This is a genomic window from Shewanella japonica (assembly GCF_002075795.1).
GTDB lineage: Bacteria > Pseudomonadota > Gammaproteobacteria > Enterobacterales > Shewanellaceae > Shewanella > Shewanella japonica.
In genome coordinates, this window is record NZ_CP020472.1 from 4,188,589 (window position 1) to 4,212,976 (window position 24,388).

A 24,388-nucleotide genomic window follows, 5' to 3' on the forward strand; every position below is an offset into this window, starting at 1 on the left:
ATCCCTGCACTTTTTGTCTTATCACCAATCAAGTTGCTATTCATGATTAACATCAGTCAAGCCCAGCTCATCCGTGGAACAAAAACCTTACTCGATGACGCCGATCTCACCGTATACCCTGGTCATAAAGTTGGCCTAGTAGGCGCAAACGGAACCGGTAAGTCTTCATTGTTGGCCTTGATTTTAGGTAACTTACAACTCGATAAAGGTGATTTTAACCTTCCAGCAGGCTGGCAAATTGCGACTGTAGCGCAAGAAACGCCTGCATTAGAAGTCTCAGCATTAGAATACGTGCTTGATGGTGACGTTGAGTTTAGACAACTTGAGGCTCAACTCAATCAAGCACAAGAAGATAATGATGGTCATAACATTGCGCTGATACATGGCAAAATCGACGCCATTGGTGGCTATGCAATCCGATCACGAGCGGGTGCATTATTAGCGGGCTTAGGTTTTAGTGAAACAGAACAAAGTAGCCCAGTAAAAAGTTTCTCAGGTGGCTGGCGTATGCGCCTTAACTTAGCACAGGCTTTATTATGTCGCTCTGATCTTTTACTTCTCGATGAACCTACCAACCACTTAGATTTAGATACCATGTATTGGCTTGAAGGTTGGATTAAAGCATATCAAGGCACACTGATCCTTATCAGTCATGACCGTGACTTTATTGATGGTATTGTGGATGAAATTGTTCACGTCGAGCATGCCAAGCTTAACTATTACAAAGGTAATTACAGTGCCTTTGAACGTATTCGTGCTGAACGCTTATCACAGCAACAAGCCGCATTTGAACGTCAACAAAAAGAACGTGCCCACATGCAATCTTTTGTTGATCGTTTCAGGTATAAAGCTAGCAAAGCCAAACAAGCTCAAAGCCGCTTAAAAGCCTTAGAAAAAATGGCTAACCTGTTGCCTTCTCAAGTTGACAGCCAATTTCATATGGCGTTTCGTGAGCCAGATGCCCTACCAAATCCGCTAGTGACCATGGAAAATGTTTCTATTGGTTACGGTGATAAAACAATTCTAAGTGAAGTAAAGCTCAACCTTGTGCCAGGTGCTCGAATCGGCCTACTTGGGCGCAATGGTGCAGGTAAGTCGACTCTTATCAAATTACTTACTGGCGAATTAGCGCCGAAAACAGGTAAATACCAACCTAATCCAGGGCTAAATATTGGTTACTTTGCTCAGCATCAAATCGAATTTTTAAGTTTGGATGATAGCCCATTGCAACATATGGTGCGATTAGCGCCAAATGCCAAAGAGCTTGAATTACGTAACTTCTTAGGTGGGTTTGGCTTTAATGGTGATATGGCTTTGTCTGCTGTCGGGCCATTTTCTGGTGGTGAAAAAGCCCGCCTAGTATTAGCCCTATTAGTTTGGCAAAAACCAAACGTTTTGCTATTAGATGAACCCACCAACCACCTTGATTTAGAAATGCGCCATGCGCTGACAATGGCCTTGCAAACTTTTGAAGGTGCCATGGTCATCGTGTCACATGATCGACATCTTTTACGGTTAAGCTGTAGCGATTATTACCTTGTAGACCAAGGCGCTGTTAAACCATTCCAAGGCGACTTAGACGACTATCATCAATGGCTACTTGATGCAGCAAAAGCTGCACAACCGGTTTCAGATGATAATAATGTAAAGCCAGCAGTCGATAAAAAGCTGCAAAAACGGTTAGAAGCAGAGTTGAGACAAAAGGTATCGCCTTTACGTAAGCAACAAATCAAACTTGAAACTCAACAGCAAAAAATAACCAGTCGTTTAAGTGAGCTTGAAACAGAATTGGCAGATGGTTCACTGTATGAAGCTGAAAATAAAGCTAAAATGACGAAAGTGCTCAATGAACGAACAGAACTGACTCAAGCAATGGATGAAAGTGAAATGACTTGGCTAGAGCTACAAGAGCAAATCGAAGTTATTGAACAAGAATTTACGCTTAGCTAATTAAGTTATCAGCATTATTGTGGGGTTAACACTGTCAGCCCCCGCTTGAATCACATAACGTCATTCAAGCAATGGAGTACCAATTTACAACAGGGCTAGAGTAAACAGGCACAAGCCCTATTGATGGACGCTAGTATTTAAGGAGAAATAGCCAGTGCAACAGTTTAATTCGTTACTTTGGCGTGATTGTGATAACCGTTACGCCACTCATCGTTTAAGCTATATTAGCGTGCAAGACGATTATCAGGTCAATATTAATCTCCTTTTACTCGCTCAATATCTCGACCAACAGCAGCACCCTTTAGCGCTCGCTCAATGGGAAAGCTTAGCTGCAACTATTGAAGATTGGGATACCAAAGTGGTTTCGCCTTATCGTAAATTACGCCGCCTAGCAAAAACCTATTTGCAACCGGGGGAGTATCAACAGATGTTAGATATCGAGCTCATGATGGAGCGAAAAACCCAGCAAATGTTACTTAAAAAGCTGAATCAGTTTGAAGCAGAAGGTGTTAGCGTGGTTGTTAACAATGACAATGACACCTATAACACGGACAATTATTTGTGTTTATTTGGTATTGATGCGGACTACTTTACCGGTCTGCAATCTGCTTAACATCATTTTGCTGGTTATCGCTTCTCAATAACCAGCAAAATGTTTATTAAAGATATCTAGCCTAAATTCTTAGCTTTACCTTCTTAACGATTAGGTTTTTTGTGTCATAGGTTGATGTTGTGGTAGCTTCAATGAAATCACTGCTGCCAACGCAATAAATCCACTTGAAATCCACAGACACGCTTCTAAACCGTATTGCTGAAACACCCAACCAGACAACAATGTGCCTATCAGTCTACCCATGGCATTTGCCATGTAATAAAAACCAACATCGAGTGACACACCGTCTTGATCTGCATAGCTGACAATTAAATAGCTATGCATCGACGAATTAACCGCAAACAAGCCGCAAAAAATCAATAAACCACCGATCAATACTGCTTGGCTATGCCAGTCTGACACCAAAGCCAAAGCAATCAATCCAGGAATAATAGCTAATATCCCAGCCCAAACAAATGCGCTTTTACCATCCGGCACCTTGCCTTGCTTTTTACCAGTAAAGTAAGGAGCAAAAGATTGCACAGCGCCATAACCGATAACCCATGTCGCTAAAAAACCTCCGACATACCAATGATCCCAATTAAACTGACTGGCTAAATACACTGGCAAGGCTACGACAAACCAAACATCTCTAGCAGAGAACAAGAATAATCTTGCGGCAGAAAGGTAGTTTATCGTGCTACTTTTAGAAAAAATCTCAGTAAATTTCGGCTTAGCTGTGGCCTTACCCATTTCACTTTTTAAACTAACAACACTGAAGATCCATACCAACAACAATGCCAGCGCCATAATCAAAATAGCAACTTGGAAACCAAATAGACTCAATAATGCACCACCTAAAAAGAATCCGACTCCTTTTAAGGCATTTTTAGAACCAGTTAAAATGGCGACCCACTGATAAAGCTTACTTTCCGCTCCAGCTGGTACGAGTGTTTTAATGGCACTTTTAGCACTCATTTTATTCAGGTCTTTTGCAATACCAGATAGAGCTTGCGCTGCCATCACCCAGACGACAGTTAACCATTCATTAGGAACGAGTAGCATTGATAATGCAATCACTTGCATACCAAGGCCGATATTCATGGTGCGATTTAATCCTACCCTCGCACCTAACCAGCCACCCACTAGGTTAGTCACAACACCAAAAATTTCATAAAACAAAAACAACATCGCAATTTCAATCGGGCTATACCCTAGCCCATGAAAGTGCAGCACCACCAGCATCCGCAAGGCACCATCAGTTAATGTAAACGCCCAATAGTTGCCGGTCACAATTAAGTATTGTTTTATTTCACTAGGCAAATTTGCCAATTTAGTCATAAAAGACATCGCAATAACCCTGTTTACTCTATCCGCTCCCAAATTGACTAGGAGTTAGCTTTATCTTGTAAACCCACTAAACGCATTAACTCTGCGGTGCGGTTTGCATAGCCCCATTCATTGTCGTACCACACGTATAATTTTACTTGAGTACCATTTACCACCATGGTCGATGGAGCATCAATAACTGCTGAACGAGGATCAGTTTTATAATCAATAGACACAAGTGGTCTTGTTTCATAACCCAGCACCCCCGCTAGAGGGCCTGCAGCAGCCTCACTCAATAATGCGTTAACTTCCGCTTCCGTGGTATTTCGGCTCACCTCAAACACACAATCTGTAATTGAAGCATTGGCTAATGGCACACGAATAGCGTGACCATTTAAGCGCCCTTTTAATTCAGGGAAAATATGAGTGATTGCCGTAGCCGATCCCGTTGTTGTTGGAATAAGGCTCATGCCACACGCTCTTGCACGACGTAAATCTTTATGGGGTGCATCAAGGATTGTTTGGGTGTTTGTAATGTCATGAATCGTTGTCATTGAACCATGCACAATCCCAAGTGATTCATGAATCACTTTAACCACTGGTGCTAAACAGTTTGTAGTACATGATGCAGCGGTAACAATCGGATGGATAGCTTGATCGTAATCTTGATGGTTTACGCCCATAACGACATTTAACACACCGTCTTCTTTTACTGGAGCAGTAACCACAACACGTTTTACACCTTGATCTAAATAAGCTTGTAATTTTGCTTTGGTCTTCATCACACCTGATGCTTCAATCACCACATCACAATTAGACCAATCGGTATCTGCAATCGCTTTATTCGCTGTACAAGTGATTTTATGACCATTAACCTCAATGACATTATCATTGGCGATAGCTTCATGTTCCCAGCGACCATGGACAGAATCAAAGTTAACCAGATGCGCTAACGTCGCAGCATTACCAGCAGGATCGTTAATCTGGATAAACTCAACATCTTCCCAATCAAACGCAGCACGAAAAGATAAACGTCCCATACGGCCAAAACCGTTAATTCCTACTTTAATTGTCATAAGTCACCTTCTTAATTCATTCATCGTAATTTGTCGTGTTGGTTTTACAGCCCAGTGTATTTGTCATTGCGCTGCATGTGCGTTAAGCAAGGTTAGCAGCACATTTCTTTAGGTCGATTAGGCATCTCGGCCAATCGTTTTACATCATTGGCAATAAATTCACTATTAGACTCAGCAGTTTGAGCAATCATAGTTTGTATCCATTGCGGTAGTTGAGGATTTACTCGGTAATAAACCCATTTACCTTGGCGTCTATCAACAAGCAGTTCTTCTTTTCGTAGCTGAGCGAGATGGCGAGAAATCTTCGGCTGACTGTCATTTAACGCGGCCATTAACTCACACACACACAGTTCATGATTAACTGAAATAAGGAGTAAACTGCGTAGGCGAGTTTCATCAGCTAGGCATTTAAAAAAGACATTGGGTTGCATAAGCACTCTCTCACCACTTGGCTCATATCCTAGAAATGGATGATAAAAGCCGCACAGTTAAATCAAATAATATGCCGACAATATATATGGATAAATACATATATGCAATTCCGTATACGTTTTTTTTAGCTAGATAAAAATGGTTTGATAATCTAAGTTAAAAAGCATCAAATTAACTCATTGTTTTGATATAAAAAAACCGACGCAATGGCATCGGTTTTTATTCACATGAAATAGCTCATTTATACACTAGGCGTTGTCGGCTTCAATCGTTCGGCCAATAAAGTAGCATTTCTTGCAACAATGCCATAAATCGATAGCTGAGGGTTTGCGCCTAAGCTAGTTGGGAACATTGAGCCGTCCATAACTGATAAGTTTTCGAAATAATGAGACTGCCCTTCACTGTTAATCATTGAGATGCTTTTATCTTCTCCCATTGCGCAGCCTCCCATGACATGAGCGGATGCCACAATGGTTTTTAATAAACCTATGTCCATAGTCGCAATGGTCTCTTTAGCTTGTTTCCAGCTTAATTGCATCCCTACGCCATCATTTATTGGCAACACTTTTTGTGCGCCCGCAGCAAACTGTAATTCAGCCATAGTCGCAAAAGCACGTCTTGCGGTGTCCCAAAATGGTTTTTCAAGCGGGTAATCTAATGCAAAGCCTGAATCTGTTAACCTAACTTGTCCACCAACACTATCTGCAGAATAGCCATCTCTTACAAGCGCTATCATTACCTGTAAATTATTAAAGTGGGTCATTAACTCTGCATGACTTCGCCCGTAGCCGATGGTTTTAGATGCGATTAACACAGGATGAATCGGCGGCACTTCCAATTTATAGCCCATTTCGCCTGCTGCACCGTCGCGCCATACAAATTCATCAGAATAAATAGACTGAGGCGCACCACTGTGGCCATCAATTTGTTTGTCAAAAATACTTCCCGATAATAAGGTCGGGTGTAGAAAGGTTTTACCCAGTAATTGATGAGGATCTGGAGTCTTTGCCCGCATCAAAATTGTCGGCGTATGTATCGCGCCAGCACTTAAAATATAATGTCTTGCACTAAAGGTGAGCTTACTGCCACGATTTGAAGAGTGGGCAGTGAGACTAACAACTTTATCCGCTTTATGTGCTAAATCAACAACCTTAGCATTTGAAATCAAGGTTGCACCATGAGCTAGCGCACTGGGAATGGTTGTTACCAACATCGACTGCTTTGCATTGACTGGACACCCCATGCCGCAATAACCTGTATTCCAGCAACCTTTAACATTCCGTTTAATGACAGTGTATTCCCATCCAAGCTTTTCACAGCCCTCTTTTAATGCTGCGTTATTCAAGTTGGGATGGAATTGCCATTCACTGATATTCAGCCTTGCTTCCATCTTTTCAAACCAAGGCAATAAACTTTGGGATGAAAGCCCTTTGACAGATTTTTCTTGCTCCCAAAAAGCCAATGCATTTTCAGGAGTTCGAATTGAAGTCGTCCAGTTAACCGTGGTTGACCCGCCAACACTGCGTCCCTGAAAAATACCAATGCCTTTATCAGAGGTTTTCATCGCTGCTGCTTGTTGATATAAGTTGGGGTAAGCAGTGCGCTCTTCCATATCAAAATCTTGTGAAGATTTAAGCGGCCCCGCTTCAATCATGATCACCTTTAAACCGGCTTCGGTAAGAATTTCAGCCGCGGTTCCGCCACCTGCACCAGTACCAACAATCACAACATCAGCTTCAAAATGTTGGTCTTCTGTCAGTAAGTTGGCATCAATATGCTGCCAGCCTTCATTTAGTCCAGTGATGATTGGATCGACAATATTTGCTGCCATTTGATACTCCAGGATCTGTTGTTATTGTTGTTGCGATCAAATAGGTTATGCATCAAGAAAGGTGGGTTTTGCATAATGTAATCGCCCCCAGTGTTCGGGACAGGCGTAGTAGCTCGATACAATCAATTCGCGCAGCCCTATGTAAGCTGTCTGCATCATATCTAAAAAGTGGTGGCGCCACTGTTCTAACATATCGTTTAACTCAGCCGGGGTTCTTAACATTAGCGGCGTGATGCTACTGGTTAAAATCAGCAAGCCAAAGCGAGACTCAAGCATTGATAATAACTGAGATAATTCTTGTTGTTGCTCAGTGGGTAGCACGCTAATCGTTTGGTTAATCGCATTAATGGTTCGATTTAAAAATGCCTCTCGATAGTTAGCCACTTCTGGTAATGCTCCGTCCATAAATACAGGGATAAGCACACTAAATAGCAAACGGTGTGTGTCGTCAGGGCTATCACTCACTTCTGGTGTATACAAGCTCACGCCTAATGCCAGTGCCGCGGTACCAGTAAATGCTCCAGTTAAAAAGGTTCTTCTTTTCATTATCATCCCTTTATTGACATTGCCTACCTACTGAGTTGTGCACTCGCATTTTCAAAAGCTCTTGGCTTGATTGAAACGCGCCAAATCTGTTGCCTTAAAAGCAACTATGCTAAAGTGAACTCAATCAACATTTAAACACACGTTTGAATATTAACAAACCACTGTATATAAAATAACCCTATGAAAAAGCGTTTCATGCCACCTTGGTGGGCCGTAAGCTCGCATATTCAAACGATTTTACCTGTATTCACCAAAGTGGACAAACCAGAGTTAAAACGTCAAAGACAAGAGTTACCTGATGGCGATTTTATTGATTTAGACTGGTTAGCGACACCGGTTAATGGCAAGCCGATTTTAGTTATTTTGCATGGTTTAGAAGGCAGTAGTGACTCACATTATGTCCGCAGAATGTTGCAAACGGCCAATGATCATCAATTGTGTGCTGTTGTGCATCACCATCGCAGCTGCTCAGGTACCCCAAACCGTTTAGCTCGGAGCTATCACAGCGGTGATACTCAAGATATTCACTTCACGCTATCCCAATTAAAACGTTACTACCCTGATTCACCATTATTAGCAGTAGGATACAGTTTGGGTGGAAATGTATTAGCTAAATATCAAGGTGAGCATGGTCATCAAAGCCAATTAGACAAAACAGTTATTGTTTCTGCGCCTTTATGTTTAGCAGCTTGTGCTAAAAAACTAGAAAGTGGATTTTCAACAGTTTACCAGCAACATTTAATCAAGCAGTTACAACAAAAAATGCAGGACAAACTCACTCAACAACACTTAACGAGTTCCATGCCAGTGACTGCTAATGAAATTGATAAATTAACCACATTTCATTTATTTGATGACAAAGTCACTGCGCCTCTGCATGGCTTTAATGATGTATTTGATTATTATCAACGTGCTAGCGGTAAGCCATTTTTGCAGCATGTTCAAAAGCCCACATTGATTATTCACGCTAAAGACGACCCCTTTATGACTGATGCAGTGATCCCTTCTGAGGACGAATTATCAAAGCATGTAGAATACGAGCTTCATCATCACGGTGGTCACGTCGGTTTTATTTGTGGCGGCACACCGTGGAAACCTAAGTACTATTTAGAATCCAGAATCATCTCTTTTATGACGAGTTAACCCTATGCTAATCCCTTTCGAAGCCTTACAACAGTTGCCACAAGATACGCTCAACAACCTTATAAAAGAGTATTTATTCACTCAGGTAGAGGATGGTTCATTCGGTCAATTAGATGATGACCAAATTCAGTTGGCCATTGAAAAATGCAAACAGTCACTGAAACAAGGTGAATTAAAAGTCGAATACAGCGAGGATGATGAGTCAATCGCTATAAGACATAAAGATCAGATTATTTACCCTACGGCGGACTTTGATTAAACTTCGCCATGCTCAGTATGCCTTTGCAATTTAAACCTTAGATAAATCATAACAGTGGCTCAAAATCTATACATTAGCGACTGCTTAGATATTCATTTTGATTGGTATAATATTGACCTAAAAGGTTTCAGCCCGTATAAATAGAGTCTGTTTTTCTTCGAGTTTAATCATGAAAGTGTTAACGATGAGCAGATCGACAACACGTAAACTGTCTCAGAACTTTAACTAATTTTCACGTTTGATCTAGGTAGGATAAATGTCCACAAAACATCCCATTATTGCTGTTACAGGCTCTTCAGGCGCTGGCACAACCACGACCACGACTGCATTTACCCACATCTTTCGTCAATTGGGCATTAATGCTGCTTTTATTGAAGGTGATAGCTTTCATAATTTCACCCGTGCAGAAATGGAAGTATTGATCCGCAAGTCTCAAGCTGAAAATCGTAATATCAGTTACTTTGGGCCAGAAGCCAATAATTTCGTCAAACTTGAAGAGTGCTTTCAAAGTTATGCTGAAACAGGTCAAGGACAAACACGTAGTTACCTTCACACGTTTGATGAAGCAGTCCCATTCAATCAAATGCCTGGTACATTTACCCAATGGCATCCGTTACCAGAAAACACCGACATGCTTTATTACGAAGGACTACATGGTGGTGTTGTCACAGAGGATGCTGATGTTGCCAAACATGTGGACTTATTGATTGGCATGGTGCCTATCGTCAATCTCGAGTGGATTCAAAAGATCATTCGAGACACCTCTGATCGAGGTCATAGTCGTGAAAAAGTCATGGGGTCTATTGTCCGCAGTATGGACGATTACATTAAACATATGACGCCGCAGTTTTCTCGTACGCATATTAACTTTCAACGCGTACCCACGGTAGACACCTCTAATCCGTTCAGCGCAAAAGATATCCCAAGCTTAGACGAAAGCTTTGTCGTTATTCGTTTTCGCGATATAAATAATGTCGACTTCCCGTATTACCTAAGCATGATTGAAGGGGCATTTATGTCACGAGTGAATACTTTAGTCGTGCCAGGTGGCAAAATGTCATTAGCTATGGAGCTGATTTTAACCCCGTTAATTAAAGACTTAATGAACAAGAAAACAGCCGAGAATTAATAGTACTCTCTGTTTCAATGGTAAAGTCTAATATTGAAATGAGTAAATAAGTTGTTGCTGTTAAGCTTGATTTAAGCCATAGCCCTTATCATTCTGGCTATCGGGATTTCAGGCGAAAGAACGATAGTTGATGTGCTCATGGGTGTTAATTCCCCCATCTTTATCTGTTAGCGCACTTGGGCATATCAGCAAACCCTCTTCACGCTCGACTATACTAAATTTACACGAAACCTAATCTAATGACGCTAATAAGCGTTTAATTTCTTCACGGACATTATCTACCTGCTCTACAATTTGACTGGCAGCTTGTTCATCATCGTGCATTGAATGCCACTGAGTTGACCAAACTTGAGTTAATTCGACAGACTCCTTCGCAACAGCTTGATTGGTTAGGCTACTTAAATCAGCAATAAGTCCAACCTTAACCCAGCCTACACGTGGATTTCCTTGTTCTAGGTTATTGTCATAATGTGCTGCATATACTAACTGTTGAACTTCAGCAAGTTCTAATAGCATCTCAAAACAAGCCGTTCTGACATTACTATTATTCTCTGTTATTTCCATCCGCCATACATTGTAAGAAAACCCCATAAGCGAAAACAGCACACTGAAAATAACGGTGAGTTGATAAAGCTTCATATTACTTGGCATTCCAACTCCTTAACGATTTCGTGCAGGACAATCAAAACCAGTTTAGTTAAAACAAGTGCAGCCTTAATCATAGATAATAATGATTCAAAGCAGAGGAAAATCGCTAATTACACATTCGGAGTGGCACCTAATTAGCACCAGATACAAAAAAACGACCCTTAGGTCGTTTAATTCATCATATTCTGAAAGAGAGTTGGAGTGTTGTGCCTATGCCCTCACTGATAATCAATCGCTTTCGAACTCGTGCTGCTTAATTTAATTCATCAGTGGGATAATTTCACGATAGGCTTGTTTTTGACGATATTGCTCTAAACGCATAATAAATTCATCACTTTGGGCCACCGTTGGATTTTTCTCTAATGCTTCAATGGCTTTTTGCTGTGTATCCACAGCAAGTTCGAATTCGCCTAACTCAGCATATGCCGCAGCGAGATTATCTAAGTTAGTGGGATCATCAGAGTTATTTTCAAGTAATTGTAACGACAGCTCCACAGCACGTGAACCGTCTCGGTATTGCTCTTCAGGGCACGTTGCTAAAATCCAAGCCACATTTCCCAGTGCTACAGCATCGCCTACTTGGGTAAATTGCTCTAATGCTCTGCCGCAATTACGCTCAACACCATCGCCACCAGCAGAGTAAATAAAGCCTAGACGAAAATGTGCTCGCGAATCACCTTGCTCTGCAAGGACTTGGTACCACTTTTCAGCAACAGCCAAGTCACGGGGTAATAAGTTTCCTTCAAAGGATAAATCTGCAATCGTCTGTTGTGCTTTAATATGATCTTGTAATGCAGCTTGCTCAACCCAATACAGGCCTTGGCTGGTATCTTGATCAACAAATCGCCCAGCCAAGCTCATCAGGCCCAGTAAGAACTGCGCATCTGCATTTCCGTCTGCAGCACGTAATTGAATATGTACCAACTTGCTAGCAGCTTGTGATTCAAGCGAAGCAGGTATAGAAAAAGCATGGGCAGGTAATACAGCAGCGCCACTGAACAATAACGAACATGCTAAACCTAGATTGACTAGCTTCTGAGAATATTTCACTTCAACCTCTACGACATCGATTTCACTTTGATAATCGAATTAACAATAACTATCAATTGCGGTTTTTACAACAATGGAAAGTGAATTCTAAGTGCAAAATATTGTAAATGACTCAAACATAGGAACAAAAAACAGGATAACTTTATCAATAAAACAGCTTAGATGACTTGATAAATAATTTAAGCCGCACTAAATTAGATGAACATCGTTAGCTAATGTAGCAAAAATAAATTTTAAATTTAATAAGTTAAATAGTGTACTGGCAGCATTTTTCATAATGTTAAACTCGATCTTCATCAAAGTTTTGTAAACATAAGTCAAGTACAATTACTTTATTAGCTAGTCCTTACTTTCATTTTATCAATCGAGGAAATACACATGGCTCTGATTGGCAAGCCTAAACCTGATCCAACTTTGGAGTGGTTTCTTTCACACTGTCACATCCATAAATACCCAGCGAAAAGCACCTTGATTCACGCAGGTGAAGAATCTGATACGCTTTACTACATCGTGAAAGGTTCAGTCGCAGTATTGATTAAAGATGAAGAAGGAAAAGAAATGATCCTTTCTTACCTTAATCAAGGTGACTTCATTGGTGAATTAGGTTTATTCGAAGAGCAAGCAGAACGTACTGCTTGGGTTCGTGCAAAACAACCTTGTGAAATTGCTGAAATTTCTTACAAGAAATTCAAGCAGTTAATTCAGGTTAACCCTGAAATTCTAATGAAGTTGACCGCTCAAATGGCTTACCGCTTACAAAGCACTAGCCAAAAAGTGGGTGACTTAGCCTTCTTAGACGTTGCAGGACGCATTGCACAGACTTTATTACATCTTGCTAAACAGCCAGATGCAATGACTCACCCAGACGGCATGCAAATCAAGATCACTCGTCAAGAGATTGGTCAGATTGTTGGTTGTTCACGTGAAACTGTTGGCCGTATCTTAAAAATGCTTGAAGAACAAAACCTTATTCAGGCTCACGGTAAAACTATAGTGGTTTACGGAACACGTTAAGTTAAGCTTCAGCTTGATTTAAGGGTGATTAATTAAAGTGATAATTAGTAAATCTAATTATCACTTTTTTTATGGGAGTCTTTCCGATGAGGCAGCTATCTGTGCTACTTATCAGCGTTATTGTAACTACTCTCAGTTCCCTACCCGCTCACGCAATTAAAAATGAGCTTCAACATGACGAAGTTCAGCGCTTGGTCACATCAGGTAGCATTCAATCACTTGATTATTCCCTTACTTTACTTGCACAATATTGTGATGGTGAATTAATTGATGCCAGCCTCTATCAAGAGGATGATAAATGGCGTTATGATTTGCAATTAAAGTTAAAAAAAGGGCATGTCATCCATTTATTTCTCGATGCAACAAATGGGATGCCAGAGTCAATGGACCAACTACCAAGTGAATGCCAAATAAATGAAACTGCTACTCGTTGAAGATAATACCCTTTTAGTTGCTGAGCTTGAAAAACAACTAAAACAAGCTGGCTATGTCACCGATGTTACCGACAAAGCTGTTGAAGCTGATTACCTAATAAAAGAAACACAATACGACTGTGTCATTTTAGACATTGGCTTACCCGATGGTAATGGCCTAACGCTAGTGGAATCTTGGCGAGAAAAAGGCATCGACACACCAGTAATAATGCTGACAGCACGTAGTCAGTGGCATGAGAAAGTAGAAGGCTTCAATGCAGGTGCTGACGATTACCTCGCAAAACCTTTCCATGCGCAAGAGTTATTAGCACGTGTGCAAGCACTTATCCATCGTGCCCATGGCCGACTCAATACCGCGTCAAAACAATTAAGCTATGGCGGCATTACACTTGATGAAGCAGAGCAAAGAGTTCACATCGGTGAAAATCATTATGAGCTAACAGCAATGGAATTTAGATTATTAAAAATATTCCTGATGTCGCCTAAAAAGCTGTTGTCCAAAGCCCAACTGACCGACAAACTTTACCAGTTTGATGATGAAAAAGAGTCTAATGTGGTCGAAGTTTACGTGACTCATTTACGCAAAAAACTCGGTAAAACAGCTATTGAAACTCGTCGTGGCCAAGGATATATCTTTCACGGCATCGTAGAATGATTTCAATCCGCAGTAAGCTAAGTCTCTGGCTTAGCGGACTCATTATTATTGCAACAGTTATTGGGCTCATTTTGTTTGAGTCCATGCTGCGACAAGCTTTTCACGACTCCATCATCAATCGTCTTGAAGAAGATTTAGAGCACATCATTCTAGCCAGCCACATCAACTCTGGCGAAATCATCATTGATCAGAATGAATTATCCAGCTTTTACAAACCCGCATACTCAGGTCGCTACTTTCAATTCAACTCTGACAACCAAGTGATCCGCTCACGCTCTTTGTGGGATGTTCAGCTTGATATTGAACTGTTAGCCCAAAATCAAACCCGAGTGTGGCAAGCCAAAGGCCCCAAAAATAATGACATGCAGTTATTATCTATAGGCATTGGCTCAACTAGCGGTGATAAAGTGGCCACGTTAACTGTGGCACAAGATTTAAGTATTGGTAGACGGGTCTTCAGTGAAGTATTTGGCACTAAATTGGCCATCAATATCGCTATGTTATTAGCGATGATTTTTGGTATTTTTATTATCTTACGCCAATCATTTAAGCCGGTTAAATATATCCAAGATTCCTTAGCTAAATTACGCCAAGGTGAAATTAATGCACTTGAGCTTAATCAAATACCCGTTGAAATTAAGCCGCTTGCTGAAACATACAATGAACTGCTTGATTACACTGCCAATCAAATTGAACGTAGCCGAAATAACCTCGGTAATTTGAGTCATGGATTAAAAACCCCATTAGCCGTGATGCAACAACAGGTAGAAGTGCTTGGTCTGTCTAACCCTGAAGCAGCCGAAGCGATGCAGCAGCAGTTAGACCAAATCCGCAATATGATTGAGCGAAAGCTCACTGCAGCCAGAATTACTGGTGATATGTTGCCAGCAGCTCAGATGGTCATTCCGCGAGACTTTGAAGCGTTAACTTCAACGTTAGATAAGGTTCATCATCAAAAGAGTATCACCTGCGACATTCAGGTTGAAGCAGATATAGCTCGACTGCCTATCCATCGAGAAGATGGAATGGAATTATTTGGTAACTTACTCGATAACGCCTATAAATGGGCAGAATCAAATATTAGTTTAACTATAAAATCGATTAATCAAGTGCTCACGCTATACATCGAAGATGATGGTCCGGGTGTCAATGATAGCCAATTAACCCAGCTAACTAACAGAGGGAAACGGTTAGATGAGGGCGTAATGGGTCATGGGCTGGGCCTGTCTATCGTAAAAGAGATTATAGAGCAGTATGGTTACTCTTTATCATTTAGTCGCTCAGAGCGCTTTGGCGGCCTTTGTGTCACGATTGTGTTTGATAACCCCAAAGTCAAAACGCTAAGTTAACCTTATTGCATTAGCCGAATCGCTTTTCTAGCCCTTTCAATACAAAGTTAAATTACAAAAAAGCCCTGATAGTGCACTACCAGGGCTTTTATATTACACGTGTTGGTATGTCGATGACTTACCCAGCAGCGTTAGTGCTTTCAAATATCTTATCTGCAGATGCCGCCACAAAGCCTGTATATAAGTTGCCATCAGCCATTGGGTAACGGCGTGCAAACTCATAAAAACAGGTTGGAATTTCAAGTTCACCATCAGCAAAGTCAACCACCATGCGGTCAGCCATTGTTGAAGATTGCTCAAGTAATACTTCTGGCGAGCCTTTCACTTCGCCACCCGATGTATTTAATGTAAAGCCAGCACCTTTAAGCGCTTCATTAACGGCTTCAATTTTTTCAAACTCAGGTAATGCGTTAATCGACACAGTGAAATGGTTTGCACGGTAGCCAATCGCAGCCACCCAAGCAGCATACTCACTTTCTGCTAGTAAGGTGTTATAGCTGGCCAAATCGACTTGCCAATGACGACCTGAATATAAGAAGTTATCCGCTTTAGTATCTGCAACATCAACTTGATCAATTAAGCCATGAATAATGGTTTGTGCAGCTTGGCTAAACTCTTCAACTAACAGTTCAGAGATAAACACTTTTGGCTGATTAGGATCTGGATGTTCAAAATGCTTAGCAACTAATTTTTTCTGCTCAAAATTATAGTCACCACAAGCAACATAACCAATTGACTCAAAATGTGCAGCCAATACAGACAAATTAACTTTAGCAATGTTAAACGTGCGCAGCGCAATATGATCATTAATGATCGGCTCACCCTTGCTTAGCAATTGGTGAATGTTGTCTGCTGATGGGGTCATGTTAATGTAATCTTGCCAAAGAGCAGCAAATAATGCATTTACGTCAGTGTGCATAAAAAATCCTTCTTTAAAAAAGGCAATGACCGAAAGTCATTGCCTTAAGTCAGCGTTACCCAATACTAGATTGATAGTCCTGGGCTTAAATTAGCAGGTAAACTCACACTGTCAGCTTCAACAGAAGCAACAGGATAAGCACAATAGTCAGCAGCATAAAATGCGCTTGCTCTATGGTTACCAGAAGCACCTACACCACCGAATGGAGCTGATCCTGATGCACCTGTAATTTGCTTGTTCCAGTTAACAATACCGGCACGAATACGTGCTAAGAAGTAGTCATAATCTTCACGGCTGTCAGCCAAAATACCTGCAGACAGGCCATAACGTGTGTTATTCGCCATATCAATCGCTTGGTCAAAATCTTGGTATCTTACAAGCTGTAACAGCGGGCCAAAATATTCTTCATCAGGCAGTTCGGCAATGGCAGTAACATCAATCAGGCCAGGTGTAACAAGACCAGTACCTGATTCAACATGTGTTAATTCAATTAAAGACTGACCACCTAAAGCTTGTAGTTCCGCTTGGGCTGCAACCATACCTTTTGCTGCGCCTTCTGAAATCATTGAGCCCATAAATGGTTGTGGTTGAGCATTCCAGCTACCCACTTTAATTTGCTTAATGGCGCTAATTAGCTGCTCAATCAATGCATCACCCGCTGCACCTTCTTGCACGTATAAACGACGGGCACAGGTACAACGCTGACCTGATGAGATATAAGCTGATTGAATAATATCGTGCACTGCTGCTTTAGTGTCATTCACATCCTTGATAATGAGTGGGTTATTCCCCCCCATTTCAAGAGCAAGAATTTTACCTGGATGACCTGCATATTGCTGATGCAATAAATGACCAGTACGAGAACTACCTGTAAAGAATAAACCATCAATTTGAGGGTGCGATGCTAATGCTTTACCTGTTTCAAGCTCACCTTGAACAAGATTAATCACACCTTGTGGTAAACCTGCTTTTTCCCATAATTTAAGCATTTCTTCAGCCACTTTTGGCGTTAACTCTGAAGGCTTAAATACCACGGTATTACCTGCAAGCAATGCAGGAACGATATGACCATTAGGTAAATGGCCTGGGAAGTTATAAGGACCAAATACAGCAACAACTCCATGTGGCTTATGACGAAGAACAGCACGCCCTGCCGGAATATCATTGGTTTCTGTACCTGTACGCTTATCATGGGCTGCAGCAGACAAACCAATTTTACCAATCATTGCACCGACTTCAGTTGCTGTTTCCCACTGCGGCTTACCTGTCTCTTGAGCAATAACTTCAGCCAATTCAGCTTTGTGCGCTTCAAGTTCACTTCGATACGCTTCAACAATCGCTAAGCGAGCATCGTAACCTAACATGAACCAATCAAACTGTGCGGCTCTTGCCGCATCGATTGCTGTATTAACTTGGGCCGCTGTCGCTGTTTTACCGCTCCAAATCACCTCGCCATTTGCAGGGTTTACAGAAGTCACATCATGGCCTTCACCATGAGACCATTGGCCTTTAATAAATTGTGTCATTTGTTTGTGTCCTAAAGTTCTAGTACGCGAATATTATCGCCTGCTGCCACTTTTAATGCTTCTGCCAATTCAGGGCTAAGCGTGACATTGTCATGTTTATCAGAGACTAAGACTCGTGCAGAAGTCGCACGATAATCCGCTAATAATGTATTAGCGACGATGTATTGATGATCTGCATGTGGCATTTTGCCAATTTTGACGGTCAGCTCACGGCTTTGTTGAACAGAGCGGATATCAGATAAAGCACATTCAACTGTCGGGCCGCCATCAAAAATATCGACGTAATTTCTAAATTTAAACCCTTCAGCCTGCAGTAGTTTGAGTGCGGGCTTAGTATTACGATGAACTTCACCAATCACTTTTTGCGCTTTTTTAGGTAATAAGCACACATGAATTGGGCTTCTTGGCATCATTTCAGCCATAAAGGCTTTTTTGCCCAAACCTGATAAATAATCAGCTTCAACAAAGTCGATACCTAAGAAATGGTCTTGCAACCACTCATAAAAAGGTGAGTCGCCTTTCTCATCACTTACACCACGCATCTCAGCAATCACTGTGCTACCAAAACGTTGCTCATGTTGAGTAAGGAATAAAAAGCGCGAACGAGATAGCATACGACCGTTATAACCACGACGGTAAGCTTTATTGAGAAATAACGTACATAACTCTGCAGCGCCTGTGTAGTCATGGCATAAGGTGAGTGTTTCAACTTCATTACGCACTGATATTTGCTTTGAATGGTACACTTCAGTACCTAAGCGGTAATGATAAAACGCATCTTCCATTCCAACGGCAGCTTCAATACCACAGGTACCGACAACTTCATTGGTTTTAAGATCTTCAAGCACCATCAAATAGCCTTCATCAAAAGGCTTTTCAACTTGCTTGGCAAAAGAGGCTTCTGCACGAGCGATTTTCGATCTTAATAGCTCTTCGTTCACAGGTAGGGAGGTAAACCCGTGGCCTGATTCAACAGCTACTTTGTATAGAGCATCGTAATCACTGGCGCGAATTGGTCGAATGATTAGCATCAAACTCTCCTTGAAATAACCAAATAAAAAATGACATGAGCAACACTCACTTCATTTCATTGGCAATCCAAACTAAAAAGCGCAGCTTAACGCTGCGCCAATAGATAGATTAACCTGCTACTACTTTAGCTACTGCACGTTCAAAACGCGCTAAGCCTTCAGCAATATCAGCTTCAGGGATAACAAGAGACGGCGCAAAACGCACTACGTTAGCACCTGCAATCAGGCTCATTAGACCTTCAGCAACAGACGCAACAAGGAAATCACGACTGCGACCAGCATACTCTTCGTTTAACACGGCTCCAAGTAACATACCTTGGCCACGAACTTCAGAGAATACGTTATATTTAGCGTTAATTGCTGCTAAACCGTCACGGAACAATTGCTCACGGTGCTTAACACCATTTAATACTTCAGGTGTGTTAACCACGTCCATGACAGCATTACCGATAGCACACGCTAAAGGGTTACCGCCATATGTTGAACCATGAGTACCAATTTTAAGATGTGCTGCAATTTTTGCAGTGGTTAGCATTGCTGCAATTGGGAAACCACCACCTAATGCTTTAGCACTGGTTAAAATGTCGGGTACGATATCAGTCCCCATGTAAGCAAATAACTCACCTGTACGACCTACACCAGTTTGTACTTCATCGAAAATAACTAAAGCATCATGCTTATCAGCTAGAGCACGAACTGCTTTTAAGAATTCTGGGTCACCATTGATGATCCCGCCCTCGCCTTGCAATGGCTCAAGCATAATGGCACATGTGTTATCAGAGATAACCGCTTCTAATGCGGCGATGTCATTAAATGGTACGTGCGTAACGCTTTGTGGCTTAGGGCCAAAGCCATCAGAGTAAGCAGCTTGCCCACCCACGGTCACAGTGAAGAAAGTACGGCCATGGAAAGCTTTATCAAATGCAATGATTTGATCTTTTTGTGGACCGTGATTTTCAAGTGCGTAACGACGAGCCAATTTTAGGGCTGCTTCGTTTGCTTCTGCACCAGAGTTAGCAAAATAAACACGTTCTGCGAATGTTGCATTGACAAGCTTAGTCGCTAGTTCAAGTGCAGGCTCATTCGTCATTACGTTAGATAGGTGCCACAGTTTTTCACCTTGTTCTTTGAGGGCGCCAACCAATGCTGGGTGACAATGACCTAAACAGTTCACTGCAATACCACCAGCAAAATCAATAAACTCATTACCTTCTTGGTCCCAAACTCGGCTACCTTCACCGCGAACTGGGATTACAGCTGCAGGCGCATAATTAGGCACCATAACTTGATCAAATTGGGCACGTGTTAAGTTCATTTCAACGCTCATTGCTTTTCGTTCCTTTAGGTTTATAAGTGACTAAACATCACTCTAGTCCGCTATCTATATTGGTTTTGGTTTAGTGTTGTAGCGATTGCTTGTATTACTTGAAGGACATTATTAGCTAAAATGTGATCAAAATACCAGTTTTTAGCTGTTAACTATTCATTACCGAAATGATTAATGCATAAAGAATGACAAAAAGGCGCATACAAAGTGTTTATACTGCTTAATTTGAGCATAAATAGTCATAAAAAAAGTTATTTGAATGAAAATTACTTAGCTATTCACCATAAATGAATAAATACACAGGCGAATAGCAAGTCTTTATACGAAATAAGGCCGATTAAACAAGATCCAGTTTGCGGTAGTTTTGCGCTTTCAGTCTGATGAGTTCTTGCTCGGTAAACTCATAATAGTCGAACATGATACGCTTTTCTTGAGGATCAATTAGGCGAGACTCCTCCAATAAAAGCACTTTGGCATAACAGCTGGCCTTTGCAACAATTGCGCTCTCTGCCGAGAACTCACTAAAGTGGTAATTAAAATCGAGCTCTTTAAGTAGTTTTGTTAATTTACTATTTTCAAATTCTAATAAATCTAGTATTTGCCAATTAAGCTGCTCACCATATGACATCACTTTCTCAAATACATCCATTGACGGGAATTCAGAGGCCATTACAGCATCATAAAGCGTCTTATCGCCTTTAGCACTGGTTTCCCTAAGCCAAGTTCCCCATGTCGTCTCAAATTGCCTCGCGGCGGAGTTAAGGATCGTCGCACTACCGAGCTGCTTCATCAAAGAAGCACTGTAAACCAATGCTACATTTTTTCCATGTAGCACAGCTAAAGCCTTAGCAGCAATCGCACTCATCATGCTGTAGCGCCATAATTTCCGCGTGATCCAAATAAGATTAGCATTGCCACTTGGTAACCAATTGCGCAGGCAAAAGTATGGGATCACAGCTTGTAGGTTTTCAATGCCAATGTAGTTCAATACCAATTTTATATCAGTGACTTTTACTTCAGAGCGTTGTGGTCGTCTGTGGCTTGAGGCTGGACTATTAATTAAGTTAACTAAGTCAGTATATAGCCAAGATATATTCTCCACGAGTGGACGTATGCGGCGTAAATCAGGGTCTTTATTCAGCAATAAGTCCAATAACAACACTTGAGACTCTTCAATGCCTGATTGTTCAAGCATTTGTTGTGGTGAGTTAATCTGATGCTCAAGCGAATTATTGACAGTTTTAGACAATTGTTGGGAAATCCGTGCCAGTATCTGCTGAGCTTTAGCTTGTTCTTCCATGCGGGCTTTAATGGCTTGGCGCTCAACTTCCAACTTATTAGCATCATCTTCTAATTGTTTATCACGATCATCAAACTGCTGGGTTAGTTTTTCTTTCCCAACGATCAGTTGTTTATATAATCGACGTTCCACTTCAATTACTTTACCGGGCCTTACTCCGCCCGCTACCGACACTGCCACTGTGCTTAAACCTTCTGATTTTTCGAATTATGAGTGATGATAAATGATATCGGCCTCATTTTGTAACAATTGAGCGATTAAAGCTGCCTTACTAATAAAAAGGCTCCCATTAGGGAGCCTTGCTAATCAATTAAGTTGGACAATTATTTAAGCTCTTGCTCGAACAATTTGTATATACGGCGATATTCATCCAACCAACTTGATGGCTGTCTAAACCCATGTGGTTCTACAGGGTAAATAGCCGTTTCAAACATCGGCTTTTCCAGCTCAATTAAACGCTGTACTAAACGTACACTGTCTTGGAAGAAGACATTATCATCCAACACACCACTCATAATTAATAATGGCTTCTCTAATCCTTGAGCGTGCTCTATCGGTGAGCTTCGTTCGTAAGCAATCGGATCCACATCAGGTGTATTTAAAATATTAGAAGTATAAGGAGCATTATAATGAGCCCAATCAGTTACAGGGCGTAAAGCGGCGCCCGCTTGGAATAACTCAGGTTCATTAAACAACGCCATAAAGGTCAAGAAGCCACCGTACGATCCGCCATATGTGCCAACTTTAGCAGCGTCAACATTGGCATTTTTAGCCATCCAGTTCACACCATCTTTTAAGTCTTCGACTTCTGGGTGTCCCATATTACGATAAACTGCTGTACGCCAATCTCTACCGTAGCCTTTTGAACCACGATAATCCATATCCATCACGACATAGCCTTGCTGAGTCAGCAAGTTATGGAACATGAACTCACGGAAGTAACCAGAAAATCCATTGTGGGCATTTTGTAAATAGCCAGCACCATGGTTAAAAATAACGGCAGGATATTTCGATGCATTATTAGCATCGTAACCTTGCGGCACATATACTCGCGCATAAATGTCTTTAACACCGTGACTCGATGGTACTTTAACCACTTTTGGCGCTTGCCATGCATAATGACTAAATGCGTTGCTGGTGTAATTAGTCAACTGCTTTGCTTCACCACCGATTGGTTGGATAAACAATTCGTTGGGCTTAATCGCTGTTGACGCAGTTAATAATAGTGATTGACCATTAGGGCTCAACTCATAGTCTAATGTACCTGTATGCTGTGTTAACTGCTCAGTATTTCCTGAAGCTAACTCAACTCGGTACACATTATATGTTCCTGGATGTTCTTTATTTGCACGGTAATATAAGTGCGTCGCATCAGGAGACAATGTGACTTGATCAACCACATAATCACCTTGCGTTAAGCGTATGGTTTTGCCCTCAGACTTAACATAAAGCTGAGAGTATCCCGTTTCTTCAGATAAGTAATAGAAACTATTTGTACCTGTTACCCAACCAAACTGGTTGAAGGTATAGTTTATCCATGCATCATCATGTAAACGATGCTCTGTGGTTAACTTGCCATTACTTAAATCAACACTGGCGATCCAACGATCTTTGTTATCAACCGCTTCCATCATGACGAGCAGTTTATTGTCAGTATCGTGCCATTGAATTGCAGTTTGATCCCAACCCCAATCTTGCATTAACTGAACAGTTCGAGGCGCAGGCTTACTTTTATACGTCTCACCCTTTGCCTTTGCGTTTTCTGATTTTACCGATGCCAATACATCTTCATCAAAACCAGTTAAGCCTTCGATTGTGACATCTTTTTTAGCATGCTCAACAAGGTCTAGAATAACTAAACGCTCACCAGGGTAACTATCTTCAGCAACACGTGCTCGCGCAGGTACGGCATCTACATAACCATCTTTGCCAAGATAGTTAGGCATAATGTCATGATCAGCACGCCAGCTATAATTTTTATCTGATAATGACACCACTAGGTAGCGACCATCTGCAGACAAACTCATCTGATTAACTTTTTCGTTGTCACCTAAGTACCAAGTCTTAGCAGCAAAAGTGGGATCTATTGCAGCAAGTTCTTCAGCATACTCCGCACGGGTTTTATTTTTTGAATGCTGTAAAGCCACATACTCAATTAATCTATGTTGCTGCTTTGCAATATAAGTATCAGGATCAACCACACCTTTTGGTGCTTTAGCCATTTGAATATCAGCTAATTGTTCAGTCATACCGGAATTAAGGTGTAATTTAAACACGCTATTGCCTTGCATATATGCAAGTGCACCATCTGTTAAAAACTGAACTGAGTTAATGGCGTTGTTCTGACGAGTTAATTGTTTCACTTCGCCATTAGCGAGTGATTTTACAAAAATGTTGCCTTGATAAAGGTAGGCTTTTTTTGATTTATCAGCGTTAAGCACACCGTGCTTTTGATCAGCAAGATGCAATTGATTTAAGCCAAGTAACTGAGCCTGCTCATCATTAACACCCTGTTGATATACATCAGCAATAGGTGATTGGTGCTGCTGACGATTGAAGTATACTGATTGACTATCGTCTGCCCAATAAGCGTTTTTAGCCAATAAACCCATCCAATCAGGATTGGCCATAATTTGATTTAATGTGAGTGGCTTGTCAGCTTGTGGTGGCATCGCTAATGGAACTGAAGCACTGGCTGATTGATTTGTTACTGTAGAAGAGTCACTGTTGTTTGCTGTAGCACTGCAACCTGAAATAATTGCAATTGATAATGCACTCAGCGCCGCATTACGCAGAAGCCTGGTCATATTAAATCCCTTGTCATCAAAGATGGCTGAAATATTCTCAC

Annotated in this window: 22 protein-coding genes; 9 read left to right on the top strand and 13 right to left on the bottom strand. The window is 41.3% G+C overall.

Features of this window, described 5'->3' with window-relative positions:
• Window positions 1-42 precede the first annotated feature (42 nt).
• Entirely contained in the window at window positions 43-1,950 is a 1,908-nt protein-coding gene (locus tag SJ2017_RS17925; RefSeq protein WP_080916775.1) for an ABC transporter ATP-binding protein, read from the top strand.
• A gap of 154 nt (window positions 1,951-2,104) precedes the next feature.
• Complete coding sequence (locus SJ2017_RS17930) at window positions 2,105-2,563, top strand: DUF2390 domain-containing protein (protein ID WP_055024931.1); 459 nt, start codon at window positions 2,105-2,107, stop codon at window positions 2,561-2,563.
• A gap of 90 nt (window positions 2,564-2,653) precedes the next feature.
• Here the strand turns inward: SJ2017_RS17930 and arsJ are convergent, their stop codons facing one another.
• From arsJ to SJ2017_RS17955, 5 genes are all read right to left on the bottom strand, one after another.
• Window positions 2,654-3,883, bottom strand: a complete 1,230-nt coding sequence (gene arsJ / locus SJ2017_RS17935; RefSeq protein WP_420876308.1) for an organoarsenical effux MFS transporter ArsJ — start codon at window positions 3,881-3,883, stop codon at window positions 2,654-2,656.
• A 47-nt stretch (window positions 3,884-3,930) separates the two neighbouring features.
• The gene (locus tag SJ2017_RS17940) at window positions 3,931-4,947 is read right to left on the bottom strand and encodes an ArsJ-associated glyceraldehyde-3-phosphate dehydrogenase (protein WP_080916779.1); all 1,017 of its coding nucleotides are present in this window, start codon (window positions 4,945-4,947) and stop codon (window positions 3,931-3,933) included.
• A gap of 92 nt (window positions 4,948-5,039) precedes the next feature.
• Complete coding sequence (locus SJ2017_RS17945) at window positions 5,040-5,378, bottom strand: metalloregulator ArsR/SmtB family transcription factor (RefSeq protein ID WP_080916781.1); 339 nt, start codon at window positions 5,376-5,378, stop codon at window positions 5,040-5,042.
• Window positions 5,379-5,620: 242 nt separating this feature from the next.
• Window positions 5,621-7,210: a GMC family oxidoreductase gene (locus SJ2017_RS17950; RefSeq protein ID WP_080916783.1), complete on the bottom strand. Its 1,590-nt coding sequence runs from the start codon at window positions 7,208-7,210 to the stop codon at window positions 5,621-5,623.
• A gap of 45 nt (window positions 7,211-7,255) precedes the next feature.
• Complete coding sequence (locus tag SJ2017_RS17955) at window positions 7,256-7,756, bottom strand: hypothetical protein (protein WP_055024936.1); 501 nt, start codon at window positions 7,754-7,756, stop codon at window positions 7,256-7,258.
• Window positions 7,757-7,936: 180 nt separating this feature from the next.
• Here SJ2017_RS17955 and SJ2017_RS17960 point away from each other — a divergent pair, with 180 nt between their 5' ends.
• The 3 genes from SJ2017_RS17960 to SJ2017_RS17970 all read left to right on the top strand — a co-directional run bounded on the left by SJ2017_RS17960 (window position 7,937) and on the right by SJ2017_RS17970 (window position 10,287).
• On the top strand, window positions 7,937-8,899 hold the full coding sequence (locus SJ2017_RS17960; protein ID WP_080916786.1) for a hydrolase: 963 nt from the start codon (window positions 7,937-7,939) through the stop codon (window positions 8,897-8,899).
• Between the two features lie 4 nt (window positions 8,900-8,903).
• Window positions 8,904-9,158 (top strand): YheU family protein, encoded by a 255-nt coding sequence (locus SJ2017_RS17965; RefSeq protein WP_080916788.1) that lies wholly within the window; start codon window positions 8,904-8,906, stop codon window positions 9,156-9,158.
• Between the two features lie 256 nt (window positions 9,159-9,414).
• Window positions 9,415-10,287 (top strand): phosphoribulokinase, encoded by an 873-nt coding sequence (locus tag SJ2017_RS17970; protein ID WP_080916790.1) that lies wholly within the window; start codon window positions 9,415-9,417, stop codon window positions 10,285-10,287.
• 231 nt (window positions 10,288-10,518) lie between these two features.
• Here SJ2017_RS17970 and SJ2017_RS17975 read toward each other — a convergent pair whose 3' ends face one another.
• Complete coding sequence (locus SJ2017_RS17975; RefSeq protein ID WP_055024940.1) at window positions 10,519-10,938, bottom strand: hypothetical protein; 420 nt, start codon at window positions 10,936-10,938, stop codon at window positions 10,519-10,521.
• Window positions 10,939-11,193: 255 nt separating this feature from the next.
• Entirely contained in the window at window positions 11,194-11,985 is a 792-nt protein-coding gene (locus tag SJ2017_RS17980) for a tetratricopeptide repeat protein (protein WP_080916792.1), read from the bottom strand.
• Between the two features lie 378 nt (window positions 11,986-12,363).
• On the opposite strand from SJ2017_RS17980, the gene crp reads away from it, so the two are divergent.
• The 4 genes from crp to SJ2017_RS18000 all read left to right on the top strand — a co-directional run bounded on the left by crp (window position 12,364) and on the right by SJ2017_RS18000 (window position 15,437).
• On the top strand, window positions 12,364-12,999 hold the full coding sequence (gene crp, locus SJ2017_RS17985; RefSeq protein WP_055024942.1) for a cAMP-activated global transcriptional regulator CRP: 636 nt from the start codon (window positions 12,364-12,366) through the stop codon (window positions 12,997-12,999).
• A gap of 86 nt (window positions 13,000-13,085) precedes the next feature.
• Entirely contained in the window at window positions 13,086-13,433 is a 348-nt protein-coding gene (locus SJ2017_RS17990) for a PepSY domain-containing protein (protein ID WP_055024943.1), read from the top strand.
• Complete coding sequence (locus tag SJ2017_RS17995) at window positions 13,414-14,088, top strand: response regulator (RefSeq protein ID WP_055024944.1); 675 nt, start codon at window positions 13,414-13,416, stop codon at window positions 14,086-14,088. Before SJ2017_RS17990 ends, SJ2017_RS17995 begins: the two co-directional genes overlap by 20 nt.
• Window positions 14,085-15,437, top strand: coding sequence for an ATP-binding protein (locus SJ2017_RS18000; RefSeq protein ID WP_055024945.1), 1,353 nt, complete (start codon window positions 14,085-14,087; stop codon window positions 15,435-15,437). The genes SJ2017_RS17995 and SJ2017_RS18000 overlap by 4 nt, the downstream gene beginning before the upstream one ends.
• Before the next feature lie 118 nt (window positions 15,438-15,555).
• On the opposite strand, the gene SJ2017_RS18005 is transcribed toward SJ2017_RS18000, so the two are convergent.
• From SJ2017_RS18005 to SJ2017_RS18030, 6 genes are all read right to left on the bottom strand, one after another.
• Window positions 15,556-16,356, bottom strand: a complete 801-nt coding sequence (locus SJ2017_RS18005) for a DUF1338 domain-containing protein (RefSeq protein WP_080916794.1) — start codon at window positions 16,354-16,356, stop codon at window positions 15,556-15,558.
• 65 nt (window positions 16,357-16,421) lie between these two features.
• Window positions 16,422-17,882 carry a succinylglutamate-semialdehyde dehydrogenase gene (gene astD, locus SJ2017_RS18010; RefSeq protein WP_080916796.1) on the bottom strand — a complete coding sequence of 487 codons (1,461 nt, stop codon included), beginning with the start codon at window positions 17,880-17,882 and terminating at the stop codon, window positions 16,422-16,424.
• An 11-nt stretch (window positions 17,883-17,893) separates the two neighbouring features.
• Window positions 17,894-18,913: an arginine N-succinyltransferase gene (gene astA, locus SJ2017_RS18015; protein WP_080916798.1), complete on the bottom strand. Its 1,020-nt coding sequence runs from the start codon at window positions 18,911-18,913 to the stop codon at window positions 17,894-17,896.
• Window positions 18,914-19,022: 109 nt separating this feature from the next.
• A complete protein-coding gene (locus SJ2017_RS18020; protein ID WP_055024949.1) occupies window positions 19,023-20,240 on the bottom strand; it encodes an aspartate aminotransferase family protein in 1,218 nt (405 codons plus the stop codon).
• 337 nt (window positions 20,241-20,577) lie between these two features.
• Complete coding sequence (locus tag SJ2017_RS18025; protein ID WP_055024950.1) at window positions 20,578-21,720, bottom strand: HDOD domain-containing protein; 1,143 nt, start codon at window positions 21,718-21,720, stop codon at window positions 20,578-20,580.
• A gap of 143 nt (window positions 21,721-21,863) precedes the next feature.
• Window positions 21,864-24,347 carry a S9 family peptidase gene (locus SJ2017_RS18030; protein WP_080916799.1) on the bottom strand — a complete coding sequence of 828 codons (2,484 nt, stop codon included), beginning with the start codon at window positions 24,345-24,347 and terminating at the stop codon, window positions 21,864-21,866.
• Window positions 24,348-24,388: the final 41 nt, after the last annotated feature.